20 protein-coding genes are annotated in these 21,534 nt (G+C 31.6%); 13 read left to right on the top strand and 7 right to left on the bottom strand.

Going from position 1 to position 21,534, the window contains the following annotated elements; all coding sequences use genetic code 11:
- Positions 1-255: 255 nt before the first annotated feature.
- Genes trmB through IW20_RS11195 form a run of 3 tightly spaced genes read left to right on the top strand, consistent with a single transcriptional unit; the run spans position 256 to position 1,970 of the window.
- On the top strand, positions 256-933 hold the full coding sequence (gene trmB, locus IW20_RS11205; RefSeq protein WP_035622036.1) for a tRNA (guanosine(46)-N7)-methyltransferase TrmB: 678 nt from the start codon (positions 256-258) through the stop codon (positions 931-933).
- Positions 934-986: 53 nt separating this feature from the next.
- Complete coding sequence (locus tag IW20_RS11200; RefSeq protein WP_035622035.1) at positions 987-1,622, top strand: LysE family transporter; 636 nt, start codon at positions 987-989, stop codon at positions 1,620-1,622.
- A 21-nt stretch (positions 1,623-1,643) separates the two neighbouring features.
- The gene (locus IW20_RS11195; protein ID WP_035622033.1) at positions 1,644-1,970 is read left to right on the top strand and encodes an MGMT family protein; all 327 of its coding nucleotides are present in this window, start codon (positions 1,644-1,646) and stop codon (positions 1,968-1,970) included.
- A gap of 61 nt (positions 1,971-2,031) precedes the next feature.
- Here IW20_RS11195 and IW20_RS11190 read toward each other — a convergent pair whose 3' ends face one another.
- Positions 2,032-3,357 (bottom strand): sensor histidine kinase, encoded by a 1,326-nt coding sequence (locus IW20_RS11190; RefSeq protein ID WP_035622032.1) that lies wholly within the window; start codon positions 3,355-3,357, stop codon positions 2,032-2,034.
- Positions 3,357-4,706, bottom strand: a complete 1,350-nt coding sequence (locus IW20_RS11185) for a sigma-54-dependent transcriptional regulator (protein ID WP_035622030.1) — start codon at positions 4,704-4,706, stop codon at positions 3,357-3,359. The genes IW20_RS11190 and IW20_RS11185 overlap by 1 nt, the downstream gene beginning before the upstream one ends.
- 159 nt (positions 4,707-4,865) lie before the next feature.
- Here IW20_RS11185 and IW20_RS11180 point away from each other — a divergent pair, with 159 nt between their 5' ends.
- The 3 genes from IW20_RS11180 (at position 4,866) to IW20_RS11170 (ending at position 9,464) form a co-directional block, all read left to right on the top strand.
- Positions 4,866-6,110, top strand: a complete 1,245-nt coding sequence (locus IW20_RS11180; protein WP_035622027.1) for an efflux RND transporter periplasmic adaptor subunit — start codon at positions 4,866-4,868, stop codon at positions 6,108-6,110.
- 101 nt (positions 6,111-6,211) lie between these two features.
- Entirely contained in the window at positions 6,212-6,913 is a 702-nt protein-coding gene (locus tag IW20_RS11175; protein WP_035622025.1) for an ABC transporter ATP-binding protein, read from the top strand.
- A gap of 121 nt (positions 6,914-7,034) precedes the next feature.
- The gene (locus tag IW20_RS11170; RefSeq protein WP_035622023.1) at positions 7,035-9,464 is read left to right on the top strand and encodes an ABC transporter permease; all 2,430 of its coding nucleotides are present in this window, start codon (positions 7,035-7,037) and stop codon (positions 9,462-9,464) included.
- An 83-nt stretch (positions 9,465-9,547) separates the two neighbouring features.
- On the opposite strand, the gene IW20_RS11165 is transcribed toward IW20_RS11170, so the two are convergent.
- Complete coding sequence (locus IW20_RS11165) at positions 9,548-11,155, bottom strand: L,D-transpeptidase family protein (RefSeq protein WP_035622021.1); 1,608 nt, start codon at positions 11,153-11,155, stop codon at positions 9,548-9,550.
- Positions 11,156-11,580: 425 nt separating this feature from the next.
- Between IW20_RS11165 and IW20_RS11160 the strand changes: the two genes are divergently transcribed.
- From IW20_RS11160 to IW20_RS11145, 4 genes are all read left to right on the top strand, one after another.
- Positions 11,581-12,711, top strand: a complete 1,131-nt coding sequence (locus IW20_RS11160; protein WP_035622019.1) for an Mrp/NBP35 family ATP-binding protein — start codon at positions 11,581-11,583, stop codon at positions 12,709-12,711.
- A 155-nt stretch (positions 12,712-12,866) separates the two neighbouring features.
- Positions 12,867-13,106, top strand: coding sequence for a NifU family protein (locus IW20_RS11155; protein ID WP_035622017.1), 240 nt, complete (start codon positions 12,867-12,869; stop codon positions 13,104-13,106).
- Positions 13,107-13,418: 312 nt separating this feature from the next.
- Entirely contained in the window at positions 13,419-13,892 is a 474-nt protein-coding gene (locus IW20_RS11150; RefSeq protein WP_035622014.1) for a hypothetical protein, read from the top strand.
- A gap of 69 nt (positions 13,893-13,961) precedes the next feature.
- Complete coding sequence (locus IW20_RS11145; protein WP_035622011.1) at positions 13,962-14,279, top strand: 2Fe-2S iron-sulfur cluster-binding family protein; 318 nt, start codon at positions 13,962-13,964, stop codon at positions 14,277-14,279.
- A 43-nt stretch (positions 14,280-14,322) separates the two neighbouring features.
- Here IW20_RS11145 and IW20_RS11140 read toward each other — a convergent pair whose 3' ends face one another.
- The 3 genes from IW20_RS11140 to IW20_RS11130 all read right to left on the bottom strand — a co-directional run bounded on the left by IW20_RS11140 (position 14,323) and on the right by IW20_RS11130 (position 17,176).
- Complete coding sequence (locus IW20_RS11140; RefSeq protein ID WP_035622009.1) at positions 14,323-15,063, bottom strand: SGNH/GDSL hydrolase family protein; 741 nt, start codon at positions 15,061-15,063, stop codon at positions 14,323-14,325.
- 64 nt (positions 15,064-15,127) lie between these two features.
- Positions 15,128-15,910: a DUF3050 domain-containing protein gene (locus IW20_RS11135; RefSeq protein ID WP_035622006.1), complete on the bottom strand. Its 783-nt coding sequence runs from the start codon at positions 15,908-15,910 to the stop codon at positions 15,128-15,130.
- Positions 15,911-15,997: 87 nt separating this feature from the next.
- A complete protein-coding gene (locus IW20_RS11130) occupies positions 15,998-17,176 on the bottom strand; it encodes an acyl-CoA dehydrogenase family protein (protein WP_035622003.1) in 1,179 nt (392 codons plus the stop codon).
- Between the two features lie 195 nt (positions 17,177-17,371).
- Between IW20_RS11130 and IW20_RS11125 the strand changes: the two genes are divergently transcribed.
- Entirely contained in the window at positions 17,372-19,129 is a 1,758-nt protein-coding gene (locus tag IW20_RS11125; protein ID WP_035622000.1) for a helix-turn-helix domain-containing protein, read from the top strand.
- A 35-nt stretch (positions 19,130-19,164) separates the two neighbouring features.
- On the opposite strand, the gene IW20_RS26300 is transcribed toward IW20_RS11125, so the two are convergent.
- Positions 19,165-19,335, bottom strand: a complete 171-nt coding sequence (locus IW20_RS26300) for a hypothetical protein (protein WP_165571438.1) — start codon at positions 19,333-19,335, stop codon at positions 19,165-19,167.
- 252 nt (positions 19,336-19,587) lie between these two features.
- On the opposite strand from IW20_RS26300, the gene IW20_RS11120 reads away from it, so the two are divergent.
- The gene (locus IW20_RS11120; RefSeq protein ID WP_035621997.1) at positions 19,588-21,153 is read left to right on the top strand and encodes a vitamin K epoxide reductase family protein; all 1,566 of its coding nucleotides are present in this window, start codon (positions 19,588-19,590) and stop codon (positions 21,151-21,153) included.
- Positions 21,154-21,241: 88 nt separating this feature from the next.
- Positions 21,242-21,418, top strand: coding sequence for a hypothetical protein (locus tag IW20_RS26295; RefSeq protein WP_165571437.1), 177 nt, complete (start codon positions 21,242-21,244; stop codon positions 21,416-21,418).
- Positions 21,419-21,534: the final 116 nt, after the last annotated feature.

Below are 21,534 nucleotides of genomic sequence, written 5' to 3'. Positions count from 1 at the left end.
ATGGAACGTGGATTTAACCGCAAAGAGAGTACAAAGATTTACGCAAAGGTCGCAAAGTTTAAAATCTTTTTAATCCTTTTAATCTGTGGCTGAAAAAGTAATCTGTAGAGGATAAGTTTAGTTCTCTTTTATACAGAAAATCACACTCAATATTTAGGTAGAAAAAAGCTATTAGAGGTGGATTTTTTCATTTTTGAAATCCGATGCCATTCATTCGTATATATTCCTTAATTTTGCCGAAATATTTGTAAAAAAGTGGGAAGTAAAAATAAACTAAAGAGATTCAAGGAAAACGAAACATTCAATAACGTTTTTCAACCAACGAGAGAAGAAGTTGTAGGCGATTTATTTCCGCATAAAGGGAAATGGAACAAAGACTTCTTTAAGAATGATAATCCGTTGGTACTTGAACTAGGTTGTGGAAAAGGAGAGTATTCTGTAGGATTGGCTGAAAGATATCCAAATAAAAACTTTATTGGAGTCGATATTAAAGGAGCTCGTTTTTGGCGAGGAGCTAAAACTGCTGTAGAAACAGGTTTACATAATGTTGCTTTTATTCGTACTCAAATCGAATTAATCAACCATATTTTTGCTGAAAATGAAGTAGATGAAATCTGGATTACTTTTCCAGATCCACAAATAAAATACAAACGTACTAAACACCGTATGACCAATTCGGAGTTTTTACAATTGTATAAAAAAATCCTTAAGAAAGATGGTGTTGTAAACTTAAAAACTGATAGCGAGTTTATGCACGGTTATACATTAGGTTTGTTGCACGGTGAAGGTCATGAGGTTTTATATGCTAATCATAATGTGTATGTAAATGAAGGAAGCCCAGAAGAGGTTACTGCTTTTCAGACATTTTACGAGAAACAATATTTAGAAATTAATAAGGCAATTACGTATATTCGTTTTAAAATTAAAGCGTAGTTCTTTCTTTTTAATTTTAGTTTCCCCATTCTTTAATACATGATTCGCAGCGCATGACATTTATTATTCCTTTGCTTTTAGGCTTTATTACGGCTTTTATTGGTATTATTCCGCCAGGATTAATAAATATGACAGCAGCCAAAGTAAACTTAAAAGAAGGGAAAAAGAATGCGTTGTGGTTTGTTGCCGGAGCAGTACTTATTATATTCTGTCAAGTATATTTGGCGATTTTGTCGGCAAGAATTATCGATCAGCGGCCAGATGTTGTAATCTTATTGCGAGAAATTGGATTTGGGATTTTTGCGGTTTTAACGATTTATTTTCTTTGGATTGCAAAAGAGCCAAAAAAGAAAAAAAACAAGATTAAAAATCAGAGTAAGAAAAGCCGTTTCTTTTTAGGAATGTTACTTTCTGCACTTAATTTTTTCCCAATCCCATATTACGTTTTTGTTAGCGTTACATTGGCTTCTTATAAATTATTTCTATTTGAGAATCATTTTATATCTGTGTTTGTAACTGGAGCAGTTTTAGGTTCATTTACTGTTTTTTATTGTTATATCGCTTTTTTTCAGAAGATAGAACAGAAAACAGATTACATACTTAAGAACATGAATATCATTATCGGGAGCATTACAGGAGTAATTTCGATAATCACACTTTTTAATATCATACGATATTATTTCGCTTAATTTTTACTTGAAAATAAAGCCATGGCAGAAGATAATTTTTTTGAAAGAGTCTATGTAATCGTAAGACAGATTCCGTACGGGAAAGTAACTTCCTATGGCGCTATTGCAAAAGCATTGGGTACAGCACGTTCGGCACGAATGGTTGGCTGGGCAATGAATGGGTGTCATAATATGGATGATGTTCCTGCGCATCGTGTCGTAAACAGAAAAGGATTACTTAGTGGTAAACATCATTTTGACGGTACAAACCTAATGCAACAATTACTCGAAAACGAAGGAATAGAGGTTATAGACAATCAGATTGTAGATTTCGAAAAGCATTTTTGGCAACCAGAAATAGAGTTGTAGATTCTGTAATCTTTGAATCTTTGTCAAAGTTCGAACTTTGACAAAGTTAAAATGGTCAAACTTAAATCAAACAAATAACAAAATCTGTCCTATTTTCATCGGTTTGGTAACTTAAATAACCTCCGTGAGCCTCAATAATATTCTTAGAAAGCGTAAGTCCAATTCCTGCACCTTCTTTTCGGGTTGTAAAGAAAGGAAGGAATATTTTATCCCTTATTTCAGGCTCGATTCCTTTCCCATTGTCAGAAATCGTGATGAAAAAACGATTGTTTTCGGACAATGCCGATAAGTATATTTTCTTCTCCTGTTTATCTTTTAATGCAAAAACACTATTGGTAATCAGGTTGATGATAACCTGTTCTATCTGGCTTTTATCAATTAAGATAGAACGCGAACTATTAATGTTGTTTATCAGCTCAATGCCTTGTTCTTTTAAGATTGGTGCCATAATATTTAGGCAATCTTCAAAAAGAGTATTAATCGATACAGGTTTTTTATCTGGAGTAGGAAGCATGGCTAGCTTTCTATAGTTTTCTACAAAAATCTGTAAATGGTCACTTCGGTTTATAATAGTCGAAATGCTGCTTTTTATATCATCAAAATCATCTTCTTCGAGTTTTTCCTGATCAATTATCTGAAGTAAATTTTGCGAAAGCGAACGAATCGGAGTTAAGGAATTCATTAACTCATGCGAAATTATTTTCATTAAAGTAATCCACGCTTCTTTTTCTTTTTTATCAATAACACGCTGGATGCTATCTAGTAAAATGATAAAGTATTCTTTGTTTAATGATTTTGTTAGCGAAGTCTGAAGCATAAACGTTTGTAAGTCCTGTTGCTCAATTTTGACATCGATAGCTGTCTTTAATTCGCTAAATTGGGTATTCTCAATTTCTTTAAAAAGCGACGGAAGATAGTTTTTGAGATAATCCCAATGGCTTACTTTAGGAACAGAAAATGTGGTAGAGAAACAATCGTTCATCAGAAATATATTCCAATTGTCATTTTCCTTTTCCAGAATTAAAATAGCGGTGTCGATATTGTTTAAAATAGAGCGATAAATCAACTCTTTGGATTTTTGTTCTTGTTGCTTTTCTTTTAAAGTATCATACAAAATCGAGAGATTCTTGAAGCTTCCTTTTCTTTGTTCTTCAGGGAAATTAGTCGAATAATCATTTTGAAGAATAGAGAGAATGGTTTTGTCGTAAAAACTCATTTTGCTTTTAATAAAAAAATACATTTCTGCCAAAGCAATAATAACTACAGCGCCTACTAAAATACTATTATAATACAGTTTTTGTTGTGCAAGATATAATGAAGAAAACAGAATTATTATGACAATAAAAACACGTAAAAATAAGGCATTATAAAATTTCAAGTTTTTCATTATTCGATATTTTTTAAGCCATATTTTTCAATTCTTCTGTATAAAGAAGCTCTTGATAATCCTAATTCTTCGGCAGTTTTGCTAATGTTTCCGTTGTTTTTAAGTAAAGATTTTTCTACGGCACTCTTTTCTATTTCAGATAATGGATTTTCGTCATTAACCTGAAAATCTTCAAAATCTAGAATATCGAGATCAGTTACTGTAATCGTGTTGTTTTCGGATAGGATTAAAGCTCTTTCGATTTTGTTTTCCATTTCGCGAACATTTCCTTTCCAAGGATATCTTTCTAGATGTTTGGCAACATTACTATCAAAAGATAATTCGGTTTGATCGTATCTTTCTCCAATTTCGTTAAGAAGAAATTCAGCCATTGGTACAATATCGTCTTTTCGTTCTCGTAAAGATGGTAAAGTAATTTCCATGGTATTGATTCGGTATAGCAAATCTTCACGGAATGTCTTGTTTTTTACTTCGGCTTTTATATCACTATTTGTTGCAGCAATTATTCTTACATTCAGAGGTCTTGCTTTGCTTTCGCCTAAGCGGGTTACCGATTTTGTTTGTAAAACATGTAATAGTTTTGCTTGTAAATGCAACGGAATATTTCCGATTTCATCCAGAAAAATAGTTCCGTTGGCAGCAGCTTCAAAACGTCCAGGAGTATCCGTTTTAGCATCAGTAAATGCGCCTTTGGCATAGCCAAATAATTCACTTTCGAATAAATTATCGCTCAAAGAACCTAAATCAACATGTATAAATGGTTTGTCTTTTCGTTGCGAATTTTGATGAATGTGTTGTGCAAAAACAAATTTACCAGTTCCGTTTTCTCCCAAAATAAGTACGTTAGCATCAGTTTTAGCAACTTTATCTGCAATAGAATACGCTTGTTTTATTTTGGCAGAAGTTCCTGTGAAATATTTCTTTTCTTCGGGTTTTGCAATTACTTTTTTAGATTTCTTTCTGCTTTCTTCAACAGCATTGTCTATTGTTGCCAGTAGTTTTTCGTTGTTCCAAGGTTTTAAAACATAATCAAAAGCACCAATTTTTATACCTTCTACTGCGGTTTCTATTTTGCCAAAAGCAGTCATTAAAATTACAACTGTTTGCGGAGATAATGTCTTGATTTCTTTCAGCCAATGAATTCCTTCGCGTCCATCTTCAAAACCAATGCGATAATTCATGTCCAATAAAACAACATCAATTGGACTTTCGGATAAAAGCGAAATGATTTTTTTGGGGTCGTTTGTGGTAAAAATGGATTCAAATTGTTTTTTCAGAATCATTTTTACCGAAAAAAGAATTTCTTCCTGATCATCGACAACTAATATATTGGCTTGTTTTTTTCGCATGATATGTTTTTTTGTTCGATTGTGAACGGTCAACTGTTCATTATCGAACACTACTTTTTTTTGATGGTTTTGAAACTGCTATATAAATCAATGCTTTATGAATTATAATTCTTTTGGCACAATATTTACCTATTGGTAATCAGTAAATTATTAGAACTCATGGATAAAGTAATTCCTCGTAAAAGTAAAAAAATTAGGTATCTGACAATAGGAATCGTGGCTTTTTTAGCTTTGGCAATTGTAGTATTTTTTTCTTTCAATAAAAAAAGAAGTCTGAATGTAAAAGGAGACGAATTAATCGTAAAGAAAGTCGAGATGGCTTTTTTTGAAGATTTTATGGTTTTTCAGGCAAAAGTAGTGCCTTTGAATGTGATGTTAGTAAACGTGACTGAAGGAGGTTCGGTTAAAGAGATTTTTGTTGAGAATGGAGCTACGGTTGTTAAGGGACAACCTTTGGCAAGATTATATAACCCAAACACCGAACTTAATTACCTTACGCAGGAAACAGCTATTATCGAGCAAATAAATAACTTGAATACGGGTAAACTGAACATTAGAAATCAGGAATTGAACTTGACTAAAGATTTAGTTTTAATAGAGCATGATTATAATGACGCAAAGCGTTTGTATGATATGAACTCAAAATTATATGAGAAGGATGTAATCTCAAAAAACGATTGGAATGCATTTAAAGAAGGGTTACGTTTTCAGGACGAACGAAGAAAAACGATTCAGCAAAGTATTCAAAAAGAAAAGCAAACGAATCAATTGCAGATTTCACAAATTAATCGTTCGATTCAGACTATGGAAATGAGTTTGGATATTTTGAGAAACAACAAGAAAAACTTTTTAATAACAGCACCAGAATCTGGAAGGCTTACTTCTTTTCAACCGGTTTTAGGAAAGAATTTTCAGGCGGGAGAAAGCATAGGAAGAATAGATTCTAAACAAGGTTATAAATTAATGGCCGAGGTAGATGAGTTTTATCTGGAGAAAATGCGAGAAGGTTTAAAAGGAGAAATCGAATATCAAGGAAAAATACTTGAAGTGGTAGTAACCAAAGTAATTCCTGAGGTTAAAGGTGGTCGTTTTTCTATAGAATTGAATTTTGATCCAAAAGAGAAAATTGTCTTACAGGATGGATTAAGTTTTGGGGTGAAATTAATTTTATCGGAGAGAAATAAAATACTTGTTTTGCCTAAAGGAAGCTTTAATCAGGAAACGGCAGGAAAATGGATTTTTGTTGTAAACGGAAATAAAGCCGAGAAAAGAGCCATTAAATTAGGAAGAGAAAATCCTGCATATTATGAAGTTTTAGGAGGATTAAAAGAAGGAGAATCGGTAATAGTATCTTCTTATTTAGATTATAAAGACGTAGAAGAATTGTCAATTAACAATAAATGATAATTTTTAGTAACAGTTTCAGTTTGCATTTTTACAATAAATAATAAAGTTTCAATCATCAATCAAAAAATAGAATCATCAACAATTAATATTGAATAAATATGATAACAATACAAGATTTAACTAAGGTTTTTAGAACAGAAGAAGTAGAAACTGCGGCATTAAGCGGAATCAATTTGAAAGTAAAAAAAGGAGATTTTTTGACGATTATGGGGCCTTCAGGCTGTGGTAAATCTACTTTGCTTAATATAATCGGGCTTTTGGATAGTGCCAGCGATGGGAGTTATAAATTATTGGATAGCGAAATGATTGGACTTAAGGAAAAAGGAAGAGCTACTGTTCGTAAAGAGAATATTGGTTTCATTTTTCAGAATTTTAATCTTATCGATGAACTTTCTGTTTATGATAATATTGAGTTGCCATTAATTTATAATAATGTAAAGTCATCAGATAGAAAGCAGAAAGTTGAAGCAATTGCCGAAAAGCTTAATATTTCTCACAGATTAAAGCATTTTCCGCAACAACTTTCTGGTGGACAACAACAGCGTGTTGCTGTAGCGAGAGCTTTGGTAAATGATCCGAAGATTATTTTGGCCGATGAGCCAACCGGAAATTTAGATAGTAAAAACGGAAATGAGGTTATGGAACTTTTAACCGATTTGCATGCCAAAGGTGCTACGATACTTATGGTAACGCATTCGGATTACGACGCTTCTTTTTCGCAAAAAACAATTCACATGAAAGATGGGATTATTTTTTCGGAAAGATTAAATCAAAGAAATGTAGATGTTTTTAAAGTATAGAAATCATGATAAAATTGATAACAATAGTAATTATAGAGATAGTAGAGTTTTGCAAAACGCTTTTTTTATAAAATAGTACACAAACTAACCAAACCAAAATATAATTAAATAAAGTAAGATAATGATACTTAACTGGATAAAAATATTTATTTACCATTTAAAACAAAATAAACTGTTTTCGTTTTTAAATGTTTTAGGATTAAGCATAGGAATTGCAGGGATTATTTTTGCGATTTTATATTGGAACAATGAGAACTCTTATGATCAGTGGAATCCTGAAAAAGAGAATGTATATCAGGTTCTTAATAAATTTGGAACAAATGAAGATATTTGGAATTCAAGCCCAGTACCTTTTGGCTTAACTTGTAAAGCTACTATTCCTGAAATAGAATCTATTGCTTTTTACGCTGGTTGGTATAATGAAGAGGTAGTAAAATATAATGGCCAAAAATGGATTGGAAAAAAAATTATAATGGCTGATTATGACTTTTTTGATTCTTTTCCATTCCCAATTCTAAAGGGAGCCAAAAAAGACATCTTAAAAGAAAAAAACAGTGTTGCTATTTCTGATGAAACTGCAAAATTAATTTTTAAGAACGAAGATCCTATTGGCAAAATTATTACAAAGGATAATAAACCTTATGTGGTAAAATCGGTTTATAAAATAATCAGACCTTCTTCTATTGAACCCAATTATGTATTTGGAGGCTTAATAAGGGAAAATGACATTAGTCAATGGGGAGACTTCAATTATACCTTAATGATTAAAACCAAAAAAGGAACCAATATAGAGACGGTTTTAAAGAAGATGGATCACGTGAATTTTGTTAATAGAATTGTAAAAGAGGCTAAAGACCGCGGTCTGACTCCTGAACAATTTATCAAAGAAAATGGCAGCATTATAGTTATTCTGGACCAATTAGCAACAGCTCGCTTATATGGTACAAAATCTCCTAATGGTGATAATTTTCCTGAAGGCAGAGGTAATTTGCAGTTGCTTTATATCATGGTTGGTTTATCTATCCTGATTCTTGCTTTGTCCTTAGTAAACTATATTAATCTTGCAACTGCTTCAGCAATAAAACGTGCTAAAGAAGTTGGCGTTCGTAAAATTGTTGGAGCAAGCAAAAAGCAAATCATTGCTCAATTTATATTTGAAACTGCTATAATTGTAACTTTGGCTATTCTTTTTGCATTAGCAATAGTTGAACTATCATTGCCTTACTACAATAATTTTTTGAATAAATCTTTGACTATGAATGGCAGCGAATTTTATCTGCAGCTTATTCTAATATTTGGATTGGTAATTGTTCTTGCGGGTATATTCCCTGCCATTTACATCTCTAATTTCGAAACCTTAAAAGTTCTAAAAGGCAATTTCTCCAGAAGCAAAAGTGGTATCTGGATTCGAAATTCGATGTTAATTTTTCAGTTTGGTATTGCTGCCTTTTTTATCATTGGAGCCTTAATTGTGAACTCTCAAGTCAATTATATGATGAATAAAGATCTTGGCTTTAGCGGAGATCAGATAATTCGTATTCCGTTTATATATAGTGACCAAGCTAAAAAATTCGAAAAATATCAGACTACAAAACAAGAGATTTTAAAATTTTCTGGGGTTAAGGATGCATCTACATTTGCAGGTTCTTTTGGAAACGGTAGTAATTCAAGTTCAGGTTTTACCCATAATGGTATTTTTGTACAACCGAGAAATATTGTAATGGATTATGGTTTTCTCGATATGATGAAAATTAAAATCGTTCAAGGAAGAGATTTATCCCCGAAATATGCATTGGATACGGTGAGTAACTGGTTAATAAATGAAACTTGCGCTAAGATGTTGAATCTCAAAAATCCGATAAATACAATAATCAGTTCAGGTTGGGGGAACGAAAAAGGGAATATGAAATTTAAAATTGTAGGGGTGGTAAAAGATTTTCATCTTACAGGATTACAAAATAAGGTTCCGCCAATGATTTTTGTTAGTGTTAAAACATTGAAATGGAATAATTTTGATAATATTTTTGTAAAAGTTTCACCTGACAACTTACCCGAGACTTTAGCAAAATTAAAAACCTATTGGGAGAAAAATATAAATCAGGATTATCCTTTTGACTATGAATTTGTAAATAAAGGTTTTGCAAAAACATATAACGAACAAGTAAAACAGAAAAATTTGTTTTTTGTACTTAACATTGTTGTGATTGTAATTGCTATTTTTGGATTGTTTGCTTTAGCGTCATTTTCGATGGAAAGAAGATTAAAAGAAATAGCTATCAGAAAAACACTTGGAGCAGAAACGGATGCTTTGCTTAAAGAATTGTCGAAACAATATGTTGGTTTTTGCGTGTTAGGCTTAATAATCGGAATATTTCCAGCGTATATTTTGCTTAACAAATGGCTAGAGAATTTCGCCTTTAGAATTGATGTTCCAGTATTGCCATTTATTATTGCATTGATTGTGTTACTTTTCTTAACTTTGGTAATTGTTTTAACAAAAGCATATCAGGTAACAAAAATAGATATTCTTAAATATCTTAAATACGAATAATTAATCTGAGCAATTAATTAGAATTGAGTTTTGGTAAAGACCCGACAGCTGTCGGGTCTTTTTTGTTTATTAGAAACTCTATTTTATTGCTCAGCGATAGCATCTGAATAAAGTAATTTGTCTAGTTTTTGATCTCTGTCGTATACATCTGGATAAAAACCAATCTCTCCATCTTCGTTTACCCAAGCAGTAAAATAACCAATATAGATTGGGATTTTGTTTTTTAATATGCAAGGAGTTTCTTTTTCGCCACTCATTGCCTGATCTATTTTAGAGACTGGCCAATCTGGGTTGTCTTTTAAAATGGCAAGTGCAAGTGCTTTAGCTTCTTTTACGTTTATACAACCGTGACTAAAAGTACGTTTCTCAAACTCAAACAAACTTTTTGCAGGCGTATCATGTAAATAAATATCATTAGGGTTTGGGAACATAAACTTAACTAATCCTAAAGAGTTTTGTGGTCCTGGTTTTTGTCTCACATTACCACCATTCCATTCCATATTATGATCCGCCAGATAGTTTTTGTCTCTGGCTATTTCAGATTTTAGTTCGTTTTTAATGATGCTTTGCGGAACATACCAGTATGGACTGAATACGATTTTGTCCATATTACCACTAAAAATTACAGTTTCGGTCATACGTGTTCCTACAAAAACATCAGATACCAATTCGTATTTGCCATTTTTAACATAAACTAGCTTAAAAGAAGGGATATTTACCATTATGTATTCACTTGCATGAACTAATTCTGTAGGTATCCATCGGCAGCGTTCCATGTTTAGCATTATTGTTTTAATTCTTTTAGCAATAGGCTCATTCATCTGGTTGATGTGTTCCAGAGTCAAGGCATAATTTAATTTTAGGCCATATCTTTTTTTATACTTTAAAACGGCATCCATCATCTCTTGATCATAAACTTCTCTTTTAGAATTTTGAGCTAAATCTCCAACTACAAATAAACGTTCTCTGATTTGTCTTACCGCAAGACTACTGTCCAGAGGTCTTATGTCTTTGAAAGTGGCGCTATCAATATCTATTTTTTTCCATAAATTGTTTTTCTCGATTGTTCTGTATTTTTTTAAAACAGCTTTAAGTTTATAATATTGTTCAAATAAAAGGTTCTCATCTTTATTTAATCGGTCAGGATTAACCATAAGAGAATCTAATATTTTTGCGTACGAAACGGTTTTGGCAGGTAAGAACCAACCAATTTTTTTTAACGTTGCAGGGTCAACGCCAGAATAGACATTGCTGGCATAAAACACATACATGTTAGAGAGTAAAAGTTCGGTGTCTATCTGAGGTAATTTATTAGATACACTTTCATTAAAAACATCATTTACCAGATCCATATACGGCATTGTAGCTTTGATGCCATCACGGTCATTTAATAATTGTACTTTATGATACAATAAGAATCCAAATTCGGAAATATTTTTGTCGTCATACCAAATCGAATTAAAATCTTTCTTTTTATAAAGATCCAAAACGTCATTTTGGTATTTTTTTAATTTTGGATATTTTTTGTAAAAGTCATTAATTAACTCCGGGGCAATAGAGTTTTTGGATACAAAAGGATTTTCTAAAGCGATTGCTTTGTTTTTCGTATTGATTTCTTTAGCTGAAGATTCAGAAGAAAACATCAAAAAACTAACGGCAATAATTACAAATGAAAAAGTAAAATTTCGCATATTTTTTAGATTTAAATTAGAAATGAAATTTTATTCAAAAGGCACATAAAAAGAATTGTAAATTTTTTAAAAACAGAGTTTTATGTTCTTTTTTGGTAGTAGGAAGTATAAGTTTAAGGTACTCAAATATAGTTAAGATTATTGATATTTTGGATGTATTGTTCTAAAAATGAATATTTAAATTGATGTATTTTAACTGAAAAAGTATTTGTACAGACAAACGTAAGTAAAATATTAGATGTGTTTTTGATACTTAAAAAGCAAGTGCAGGCTGTTATAATCATTTTGAGTAATCTCAATATCAATAAATCCAATCTAAAACCGTTAGAATAAGAACTTAATCTGTTATCTTTGTAATCTAAAATCGGTTTAAATTAATATAATTTTTGAAACGATTATTGTCAATAGAAAATAGTAAAGTTAAAATGAAATTAGACAGAAAAGAAATCCTTAAAGCTTTAGAAACGATTACTATAGCCGGTGAAGGTAAGAATATGGTTGAAAGTGGAGCGGTTACAAATGTTATTACTTTTGGTGATGAGGTTGTAGTTGATTTAGTTTTGCATACTCCTGCAATGCACATAAAAAAACGTGCTGAAGACGATATTAAAAAAACAATACTTGAATTAGTTTCTCCGGAAGCTAAGGTTAAAGTGAATATTAAAGTTGAAACTCCTGAGAAAAACGAAATTAAAGGTCGTGCGATTCCAGGAATTAAAAATATTATTGCTGTAGCCTCTGGAAAAGGAGGAGTTGGTAAATCAACAGTTACAGCAAACTTAGCTGTTACATTGGCTAAAATGGGTTTTGCTGTTGGAGTTTTAGATGCTGATATTTATGGGCCATCTATGCCAATTATGTTTGATGTAGAAGCAGAAAAGCCTGTTTCGATATTAGTTGACGGAAAGTCTAAAATGAAACCGATTGAAAGTTATGAAGTTAAAATACTTTCTATCGGATTTTTTACAGCGCCAAGTCAAGCTGTAATCTGGAGAGGACCAATGGCATCTAAAGCGTTGAACCAAATGATTTTTGATGCAGATTGGGGAGAATTAGATTTTATGTTAATCGATTTACCTCCAGGAACAGGAGATATTCATCTTTCTATCATGCAATCACTTCCTATTACTGGAGCAGTTGTAGTAAGTACTCCGCAAGCAGTAGCTTTGGCAGATGCTAAAAAAGGAGTTTCGATGTTTATGCAAGATAACATCAATGTACCGGTTTTAGGAATTATAGAAAATATGGCGTACTTTACACCTGAAGAATTGCCTGATAATAAATATTATATCTTCGGGAAAGAAGGTGCTAAGAACTTAGCTGAAGATTTAGGAGTTCCGTTTTTAGGAGAAGTTCCAATCGTACAATCTATTCGTGAGGCAGGAGATTATGGTCGTCCGGCAGCTTTACAAACAGCATCGACTATCGAAACTGTTTTTGAAGAAATCACTAGAAACGTTGTACAGGAAGTAGTAAACCGTAATGATAGTTTACCAGCTACCGAAGCAATCAAAATTACAACAATGGCAGGATGTTCTGCGGTAAAGAAAAATTAGATAATTGAGATAATGATTCAAATTAGATAATTTAGGAAGTTGGATAATTAGATAATTGTAGTTTGCGTAAAAACGAAGAGTTTAAACTTCAATTATCTAATTGTCTAATTGACACATTTTCTAATTGACACATTCACTAATTGAATATAAAAATTATGACAACAGAAGAATTAACAAGCAATGTTTTAAGAGCGCTAGATGAAATCAGACCTTTTCTGAATTCAGACGGAGGTGATATCACATTAGTTTCTATAGAAGATGATAAACACGTTAAAGTTCGCCTTGAAGGAGCGTGTACTAGTTGTAGTGTAAACCAAATGACGCTTAAAGCAGGTGTTGAAACTACAATTAAAAAGTTTGCACCACAGATAGAAACTGTGGTAAACATTATGTAATTGTAACTATTTGTTACAATAGTAAGGTTTGTTTTTTGTGGATTAAATGAATTATTGACAATGCTAATTAAAATATTTTAGTATTTGTTTAGATAATTTGGATACTGAATGTTGGATTATCAAAAAAGCACTTGATTTGTTTTTGAATTTAAATTTATTAATAAGAAAATAGTGTTAAAATTATCAGATATTCAGTAAAATAACGTAATAAAGTAATTTTGATAAAAAAATGTGTTAAGAATTAGAGGTTTTGCAATGGTATTTAATATAAATTTAACTTAAATTTGCCATATAACCTCAAATCTTACATTTATGAATAATTTTTACAAGCTAATTGTTTTGTTACTTTTTACTTCTGCTACGTATGGACAGCAGGTTGCAGATAATCTATATGTTGATAAAGCGTGGGTAAATGAATTTGAAGAATGGTCGGATTTTAAATTTGCTGGTCAAATTATTATTTCGCCTACACCTGAGGAGGGAAGTTTAAGAATTACAAACTATGATTTTTTGTATGACTTCGCAGAAGGTAAAGCCAAATTTTCAAACAGACAGAGTTATGCGACAGCTGAGTTCTCTCATCCAAGAAAAATTAAAACCACTACAGATAAGCAAGGTATAGTAAATTCTACTTATGAAGGAACATTAATCTTTCAGAACGGGAATGATTATTATTCGGTTATTGCAGTAGTTACTATATTAGATAAAGGAAATATTATAGGCATAAAAATGCACCTAAAGGATAATTCAAAAGAATATGCATTTAGTTTTAAACCGGGCAGTTAGTATTTTCTAAAAGATAATGTATTTTTGCTATCTGAAAATGCGTTAATAATCAAAATCCCGATAATTTAAATGGATGTATTAATAAAGATTAAAGATAGAGAAGGAGTTGTTCATGAATTGCAGGCTCCAACTGATATGGCAATGAATGTAATGGAGCTGTGTAAAGCTTATGAGCTTCCTGTAGAAGGGACTTGTGGCGGAATGGCAATGTGTGCTTCTTGTCAGTGTTATGTACTAAATGACGTTGCGTTACCAGAAATGGGAGATGAAGAAGAAGCAATGCTTTCAGAAGCATTTTATGTTAAGTCTAATAGTCGTTTAGGTTGTCAGATTCCTATCACAGAAGATTTAGAAGGTTTAGAACTGGAGTTAGCCCCAGAATATTAATATAAAGAAGTATAAAGCGAGAAATTTTTCTCGCTTTTTTTATTTACTGTAACTTCACTTTTGGTAGAATGCGTTGTACAAATAAAGAATATGCAGATTCTGATGGATGTAATCCATCTTTTGCGACTAAATTCGGATCAGATAAGCCTTGTCGTGTAATATCTGTTATTGTAATAAACTCGATATTGTTTGCTTTGCAATAGTTCTCTGCAAAAGCATTGTATTTATCTATCTCTGATGAAATTGTTTTACTATTATATACAACCGATTGACCAAAAGGAGTGTAGGCATAATCGGGTATAGAAACTACTACAACACTCGACTTTTTTCCTTTTGCTAAGGAAATTGCTTTGTTTACCAATTCAGGAAATTCACTTTCGTATAGAGAAAAAGGAGCATTCTGGAATTGATTATTGACTCCTATTAACAATGTTACCAAATCATAATTAGAATCCGGATTCTCCGTTTTTATAGCAGATAGCAGGTTAGATGTTGTCCAGCCTGTTTTTGCGATGATTTTTAGCGAGAATGAGGTTGCAGGATATGTGTTTGATAAATTGCGTCTTAATTGCTCTGGAAATCGGCAAGTTTCGCATACGCTTTGACCAATAGTGTAACTATCGCCAAGAGCTAAGTAATTTATCGTTTTTGCAGTAAGTGGAGGGGTTGTTGTAACCGGAGGAACAATAATTGCTACTGGGGAATTTGTGTCGTTTTCTGAGCTACAACTAATTGTAGAAATCGCGAACAACAACGTAAGTATTATTTTGAATTTACTTTTCATAATATATAATTAAGGTATTAGTAATCTCCTCAATAATACTTACGTTGCGAATAGGTTTTTGGTTTTATGCCATTTCTATTTTTACGCTAATTTCTTCTTCGATAGCGTCCCATAATCCAATTCTTCTATCTAATGATAAAATAGATATCTCTTGAACTTCAGACCATTTTTGCTCGTCGTTTTCGCATAGATCTGTAATCATTTTCATTGCCATAGGGCCATGTTCATCTGCATCTAGTTCGATATGACGCTCAAAGTAATATATAAGTTTGCTTAAATCTGTATCTGGTAAGTTTTCTTGAAAATTTTTCAATATTGCAGTAAACATATTCGGAATCAAATCTTCTCTTCCAAATGTAAAAGCTGCAGCAATTTCATGAGGTTTTCCTTCTTCGATTACTCTAAAAGTAAAATCTAGAAAAGCTTTAATGTTTGGGTGTAACTGACTTTGTTTTATTGCAACAAAAATGTTTTGCAATGAATTTACCTGGTCTAAAAATCCTGTAATGTTTTTTGTACTTGCGCCACAATCTTCCATTGCTTCAAGATACATTTCGTAATGACTTTGGCGACGACCATCAAGACTTAAGTCAGTTTCTTCGGCTAGTACAATTTCATTGATTAGGTATCTTATTTCGGGATTCTTACTAGCAAACCAAGGTGTAGTTGTACATGTAAGTTTAGATTGTAAAGCTTTTAGTAAAGACATAAAATCCCAAACGGCATAAACATGACTTTCTAGAAAGCAATGTAAATCATCGATGTTTTGGATTTTTTTATATAGGGGGTGTTGTAATAAAAGATCTTTCTGAGGTTGAATGCTATTGTTTATAGTTTCAATATTCATGGTGGTATTTTTTTTGCAAATATAAAAAAGCTTCTTGGTACCAAGAAGCTTTTAAATTGTTTTTATAAATATTTTAATAGATGATTTCTATTTAAAAGCTGGAATTCCAGTAATATCCATTCCTGTAATTAGTAAATGAATGTCGTGAGTTCCTTCGTAAGTGATAACACTTTCCAGGTTCATCATGTGGCGCATGATAGAGTATTCGCCAGTAATTCCCATTCCTCCTAAAATTTGTCTGGCTTCACGAGCAATGTTAATAGCCATATCAACATTATTTCTTTTTGCCATCGAAATTTGAGCTGTTGTTGCTTTTCCTTCGTTTCTTAAAACTCCTAAACGCCAAGTTAATAATTGTGCTTTTGTGATTTCGGTAATCATTTCGGCTAACTTTTTTTGTTGCAATTGAGTTCCTGCGATAGGTTTGTCAAACTGAATTCTTTCTTTAGCATATCTTAAAGCTGTATCGTAACAGTCCATTGCAGCACCAATTGCGCCCCAAGCAATTCCGTAACGAGCAGAATCTAAACAACCTAGTGGTGCTCCTAATCCAGATTTATTTGGTAATAAGTTTTCTTTAGGAACTTTTACATTGTCAAAAATCAATTCTCCTGTAGATGATGCACGAAGTGACCATTTATTGTGTGTTTCTGGCGTTGTAAAACCTTCCATACCGCGCTCTACGATTAAACCGTGTATTCTTCCTTCTTCATTTTTAGCCCAAACTACAGCAATGTCAGCAAAAGGTGCATTCGAAATCCACATTTTTGCTCCATTTAATAAGTAATGATCTCCCATATCTTTGTAGTTGGTAATCATACTTCCTGGGTCAGAACCATGATTTGGTTCTGTTAAACCGAAACATCCAATAAACTCACCAGTAGCAAGTTTAGGTAAATATTTCATTCTTTGTTCTTCATTACCGTATTTCCATATAGGGTACATTACTAATGAAGATTGAACTGATGAAGTTGAGCGAACTCCTGAATCTCCACGTTCGATTTCTTGCATGATTAAACCGTAAGATATTTGATCTAATCCAGCTCCACCGTATTCAACAGGTATATAAGGGCCGAAACCACCTATTTCTCCTAAGCCTTTAATGATTTGTTTTGGGAATTCTGCTTTCTGAGCATACTCTTCGATAATAGGAGAAACTTCTCTTTTTACCCATGCTCGGGCTGAATCTCTAACAAGTTTGTGTTCTTCGCTTAATAAGTCGTCTAGGTTATAATAATCTGGTGCTTGAAATAGGTCTGGTTTCATAATTTATGTTTTTTTTCAAGAACAAATTTACACAATATAGATATAACAAAACAAAAGTAAATTGTTATAATTTTTGTCGATTTAAAAATTATAATCAGAATTAAATTGTGATAATGTTAAGATTTCTATTGTAAAATATTCTTTGCTTATTGGTATTAATGACTAAATTTGGGATAATTCAAAACCATATCGCGAATGAAATTTGTTAAATGCCTCCTATTTTTTTTTATTGTAAGTACCGTTTTCTCACAGAAAAATTCGCAATTAAGCGATAAAGAGTATATGCAGTTACAAGATAAAGTGAGAGCGTATGCAAATTCTAATGTTGATAGTGCTTTTATTTTTGTCAATAAAATGGAGCAGTCTACAAACTATTTGCATAAAACTTTTGCGAGTGGAGCTAAAGCATATTTATACCAGCTTAAAGATGATAGTATTAAGTCGGGAAAAATGTATGAGCAAGCTTTTATATTTTTAGAAAATGTAAAAAACTCAAAAGAAAAACGAATACTACATGCCGACTTATTAAACTATGGAGGACTTATAGATTGGAGAAAAAACAATCTAACAGCGGCTTTTGATAAATTCGAAAAAGGATTAGCTCTTGCTAAGAAAGAGAACGACCAGATTCGGATGGTTAAATTCTATATGAATATTTCCTTAATTAATATTGAGGTAGGAAATTATAAATCGGCAATTTTATCTTTAAAAGAGTCCAATAAAATAACAGACAGAATCAAGTATTCATTTTCTGAAGAAAAGCTTACCAATTATAAGAGTAATATAAATTTTAATTTAGGTAGAGCTTTTGAGAAATCTTACGGGAAAAACTATTCCAATCCTAAACTTTTAGATTCTGCAAAGTACTACTACACAAAGGCAATTTTATATTCTAATAATTATATGAATACAAAACTAAATTCTAAAATGAGTTTAGGGAATATTTATTACATGAAAAATGATTTGGCAAATGCCGAAAAAATATATTATGATGTCTTATTATTTAGTGAGGAAAATAATTTGCAAGCCGAACTTTTTATCGCTAGTTATAATTTAGGAAGTTTGTTTTTTAAGACGAAAGAATATGATAAATCATTGTGTTTCTTTAAAAAAGTAGATTCAATATATCAAATTACTAAGGTAGATGATTTGTATTATATTGATTCTAATTATTACCTCGCTAAGATTTATACGATTAAGAATAATCCTGAAGAGGCATTGAAATATTCTGAAAAATACTTTGAAAAGTTCGAGACAATTCATTCAAAACTTGATAATGAAGCCTCAGGTGTCAATTTTCGGTTAGGTAACGTGAATGTGAAAAAAGAAATGGAAGAACTTCAATCTAAAAATCAGAATAAAATTCGGTTTTGGAATTTGATAATCTTTCTTTTTGTAGTGCTTTTATTGGTTTTAATTGCGCTGTATATAAAAAGCATCAAGAAGAAAAGAGAGACTGATAAAAAAATAAATGCTTTGATTGAAGAGTATAAGCAAAGATTAGAATTGAATAATGCGATTCCAGAAGTAACACACGAAACAGAAATTCTTATAGATAGTGTGCCTAAAATGGTTGCTAAAATGAATTTGGATCTAGAGAAAGAAGAGGAAATATTTGAAAAACTAAAGCAATTAGAAAAGAAGCTTTATTATCTCAATTCGGATTTTACCCAACAATCTGTTGCTAAAAAAATTAAAACAAATACTAGCTACTTATCCTATGTTGTTAATAAGAGATTTGGTAAGACCTTTAGCGAATACTCTAATGAATTAAAGATTAACTATGTGATTAATGAATTAATAACAAATTCAAAATATCGCAAATATTCAACTCAGGCGCTTGCCGAGAGTGTAGGTTTTAAAAATGCAGTTTCTTTTACAAAGTCTTTTAGTAAAAGAACAGGTGTAACTCCAACTCAGTTTACCAAGAAATTAGAAACTACAAATTTTTAAAACAATAAAGTTGTAGTTTCTAATTTGTTTCTTACTTAAGATTGTCCAGGAGGTCTAACCGTTCCAGGTGGATTAATTTGGGCTATAATCTTAGGATCTGTATTCGGATCTATTTGTGGTTCTTCGCCGCCAGTAACCATCTTGTAATGTTTTTTCGAAAGTTCGTTTTTTTTAAAATCGTCGAGCTTTAATGAGTGCTTTTTCATAAGTTGAATTTGTTAGAATGTCAAAATTATGGAAAAGCTATAGTGATAATTTGGATTGTAATTCTGAAATAAATTTCTACTGGTTGTTTTTTGTAAATAGCTTATAATTAGCTGTTTGTGTTGGTTAAAAGAGCTAAACTATTTATAAATTATATATTCGTTTTTTTTAAAAATTCAAAAAATTAACTTTTTTTATGTGAAAGATTGTCAATATTTGTGATAATCCTTTCCATAACAATTAAGATTGTCCCTATGATTAAATTAGTTAACAAGTACCTTGACTTAAACAATTATTTAAATGCTAAAAAGGAGTTCGAAGAGTTATTTCTCTCTCATCCTAATTATCCAAGTCTATTTGCTATTACAGATTCATTGAATACTTTATCAATAGAGAATATTGTAATAAAAGTCCCAAAAGAACAATTGCCTGAATTGCCTGATTCTTTCTTGGCTATTTATAATCAAGATTTGGTTTTGGTTCAAAAAACAGAATCATCGATTATAATTGAGACCGAGAAAAACAAGAAGGTTACTTTATCAGTTGATGATTTCTCTAAAGATTGGAGCGGTGTTGTACTTGCAATAGAACCTAATGAAGCCCAAGAAGAAGAAGTTTTGAGCGAAAATCCGAAATGGCTTAAGTATGGTATTTTGTTTTTGGCTCTAATCGTTTTATCTAGTTTTTATAATAATTATAAGATATCCGATTATGCTTTTTTAATCACTTCTTTATTAGGACTAATAGTTAGTGTTTTTATAGTTCAGGAAAAGCTAGGTATAGATAATCAAATGGTATCTAAGTTTTGTAACATCAATCCTAATACTTCTTGCGAATCTGTTATTAAATCAGATAATGTAGATGTTAATAAATGGTTTGGTTTTTCGGATTTACCTTTAATCTTTTTTGTTACAGCAGTTTTGGCAATATTAATCGGGCCACATAATTCTAATCTTGTTGGTATTCTTAGTTTGGCAGCTGTGCCAATCATAGCCTATTCTATTTGGGTTCAGAAATTCCAGATAAAAAAATGGTGCGTATTGTGCTTGGTTATTTCTTTCTTAATGATAGTACAGGGGATAGGTTGGGCTTTTGAATCTGGATTAAAGTTAAGTATTACTTTGGCTAGCGTTTTCCAATATTTGTTTTCTCTAATACTTGTTACGTCATTATGGTTTGTTGTAAAACCAGTTATTGAAGATAAATTAAAGGCGGAGGGTTCCGTAAAAAACTTAACCAAGTTTAGAAGAAATTATACTCTTTTTGAATTCTTATCTAAGGATGTTACTACGCAGGAAGGGTTTGATAAATTAGCGGGATTGCATTTTGGAAATACTGCAGCAGCCGTTAAGCTTTCTATTATTATAAGTCCGAGTTGTGGACACTGTCATAAAGCGTTTGAAGACGCATTTGAATTAGTCTGGAAATTTCCCGAAAAAATATCTTTGAATGTATTGTTCAATATCAATCCAGATAATAATCAAAATCCTTATAAAGTAGTCGTAGAAAGATTGCTAATGATTAACGATACTAATCCTGAAAACATTGTAGAAGCAATATCTGACTGGCATATTAAAAAAATGACATTGGAAGTATGGCAGGAAAAATGGAAAGTTGATTCTATTTCTATGAGAGTTAATTTGCAAATTCAGCAACAATACGATTGGTGTTCTCAAAATGGATTTAATTACACACCAGTTAAAATTGTTAATAGCAAGTTGTATCCAACAGAGTACGAATTAAGCGAATTGAAATATTTCATTAATGATATCCTAGAAAGTAATGAAACGTTAGAGAGAGACTCTCTTGTCTATATGTAAAGCATTTATAAAATTCTTGCAAGAGTAGACATAAGCTTCAAGTGTCTTAAAATGATTGGAGTGATAACCAAATTAAAATTTCCCAATTATGTTAAAGAAAATTTTAAAGCTAGAAGGTGCTCAGGAATTAACAAGAAGCGAGCAAAAAACTATTCACGGAGGTAAGGCTTGTAATCTAGACGGATCATGTCCTACAGGAAGCAAGTGTGTATCTGATTGTAGGTTTACTGAGATTTGTAGACCAAATAGTTACGTTGAGTGTTAATACATTAATGCTTGAACTAAGATTAGAAACAAGAAGTATTTTATTTCTTGTTTTTAAAGATATAGACACAAACTTCAAGTGTCTTAAAATGATCGAAGTAGTAACAAAATCAAAAA

The sequence above is a fragment of the Flavobacterium hydatis genome, assembly GCF_000737695.1.
GTDB classification, from domain to species: Bacteria; Bacteroidota; Bacteroidia; order Flavobacteriales; family Flavobacteriaceae; genus Flavobacterium; species Flavobacterium hydatis.
Note: the sequence above shows the minus strand (reverse complement) of the source record. Positions and strands in the feature narration are given on the sequence as shown.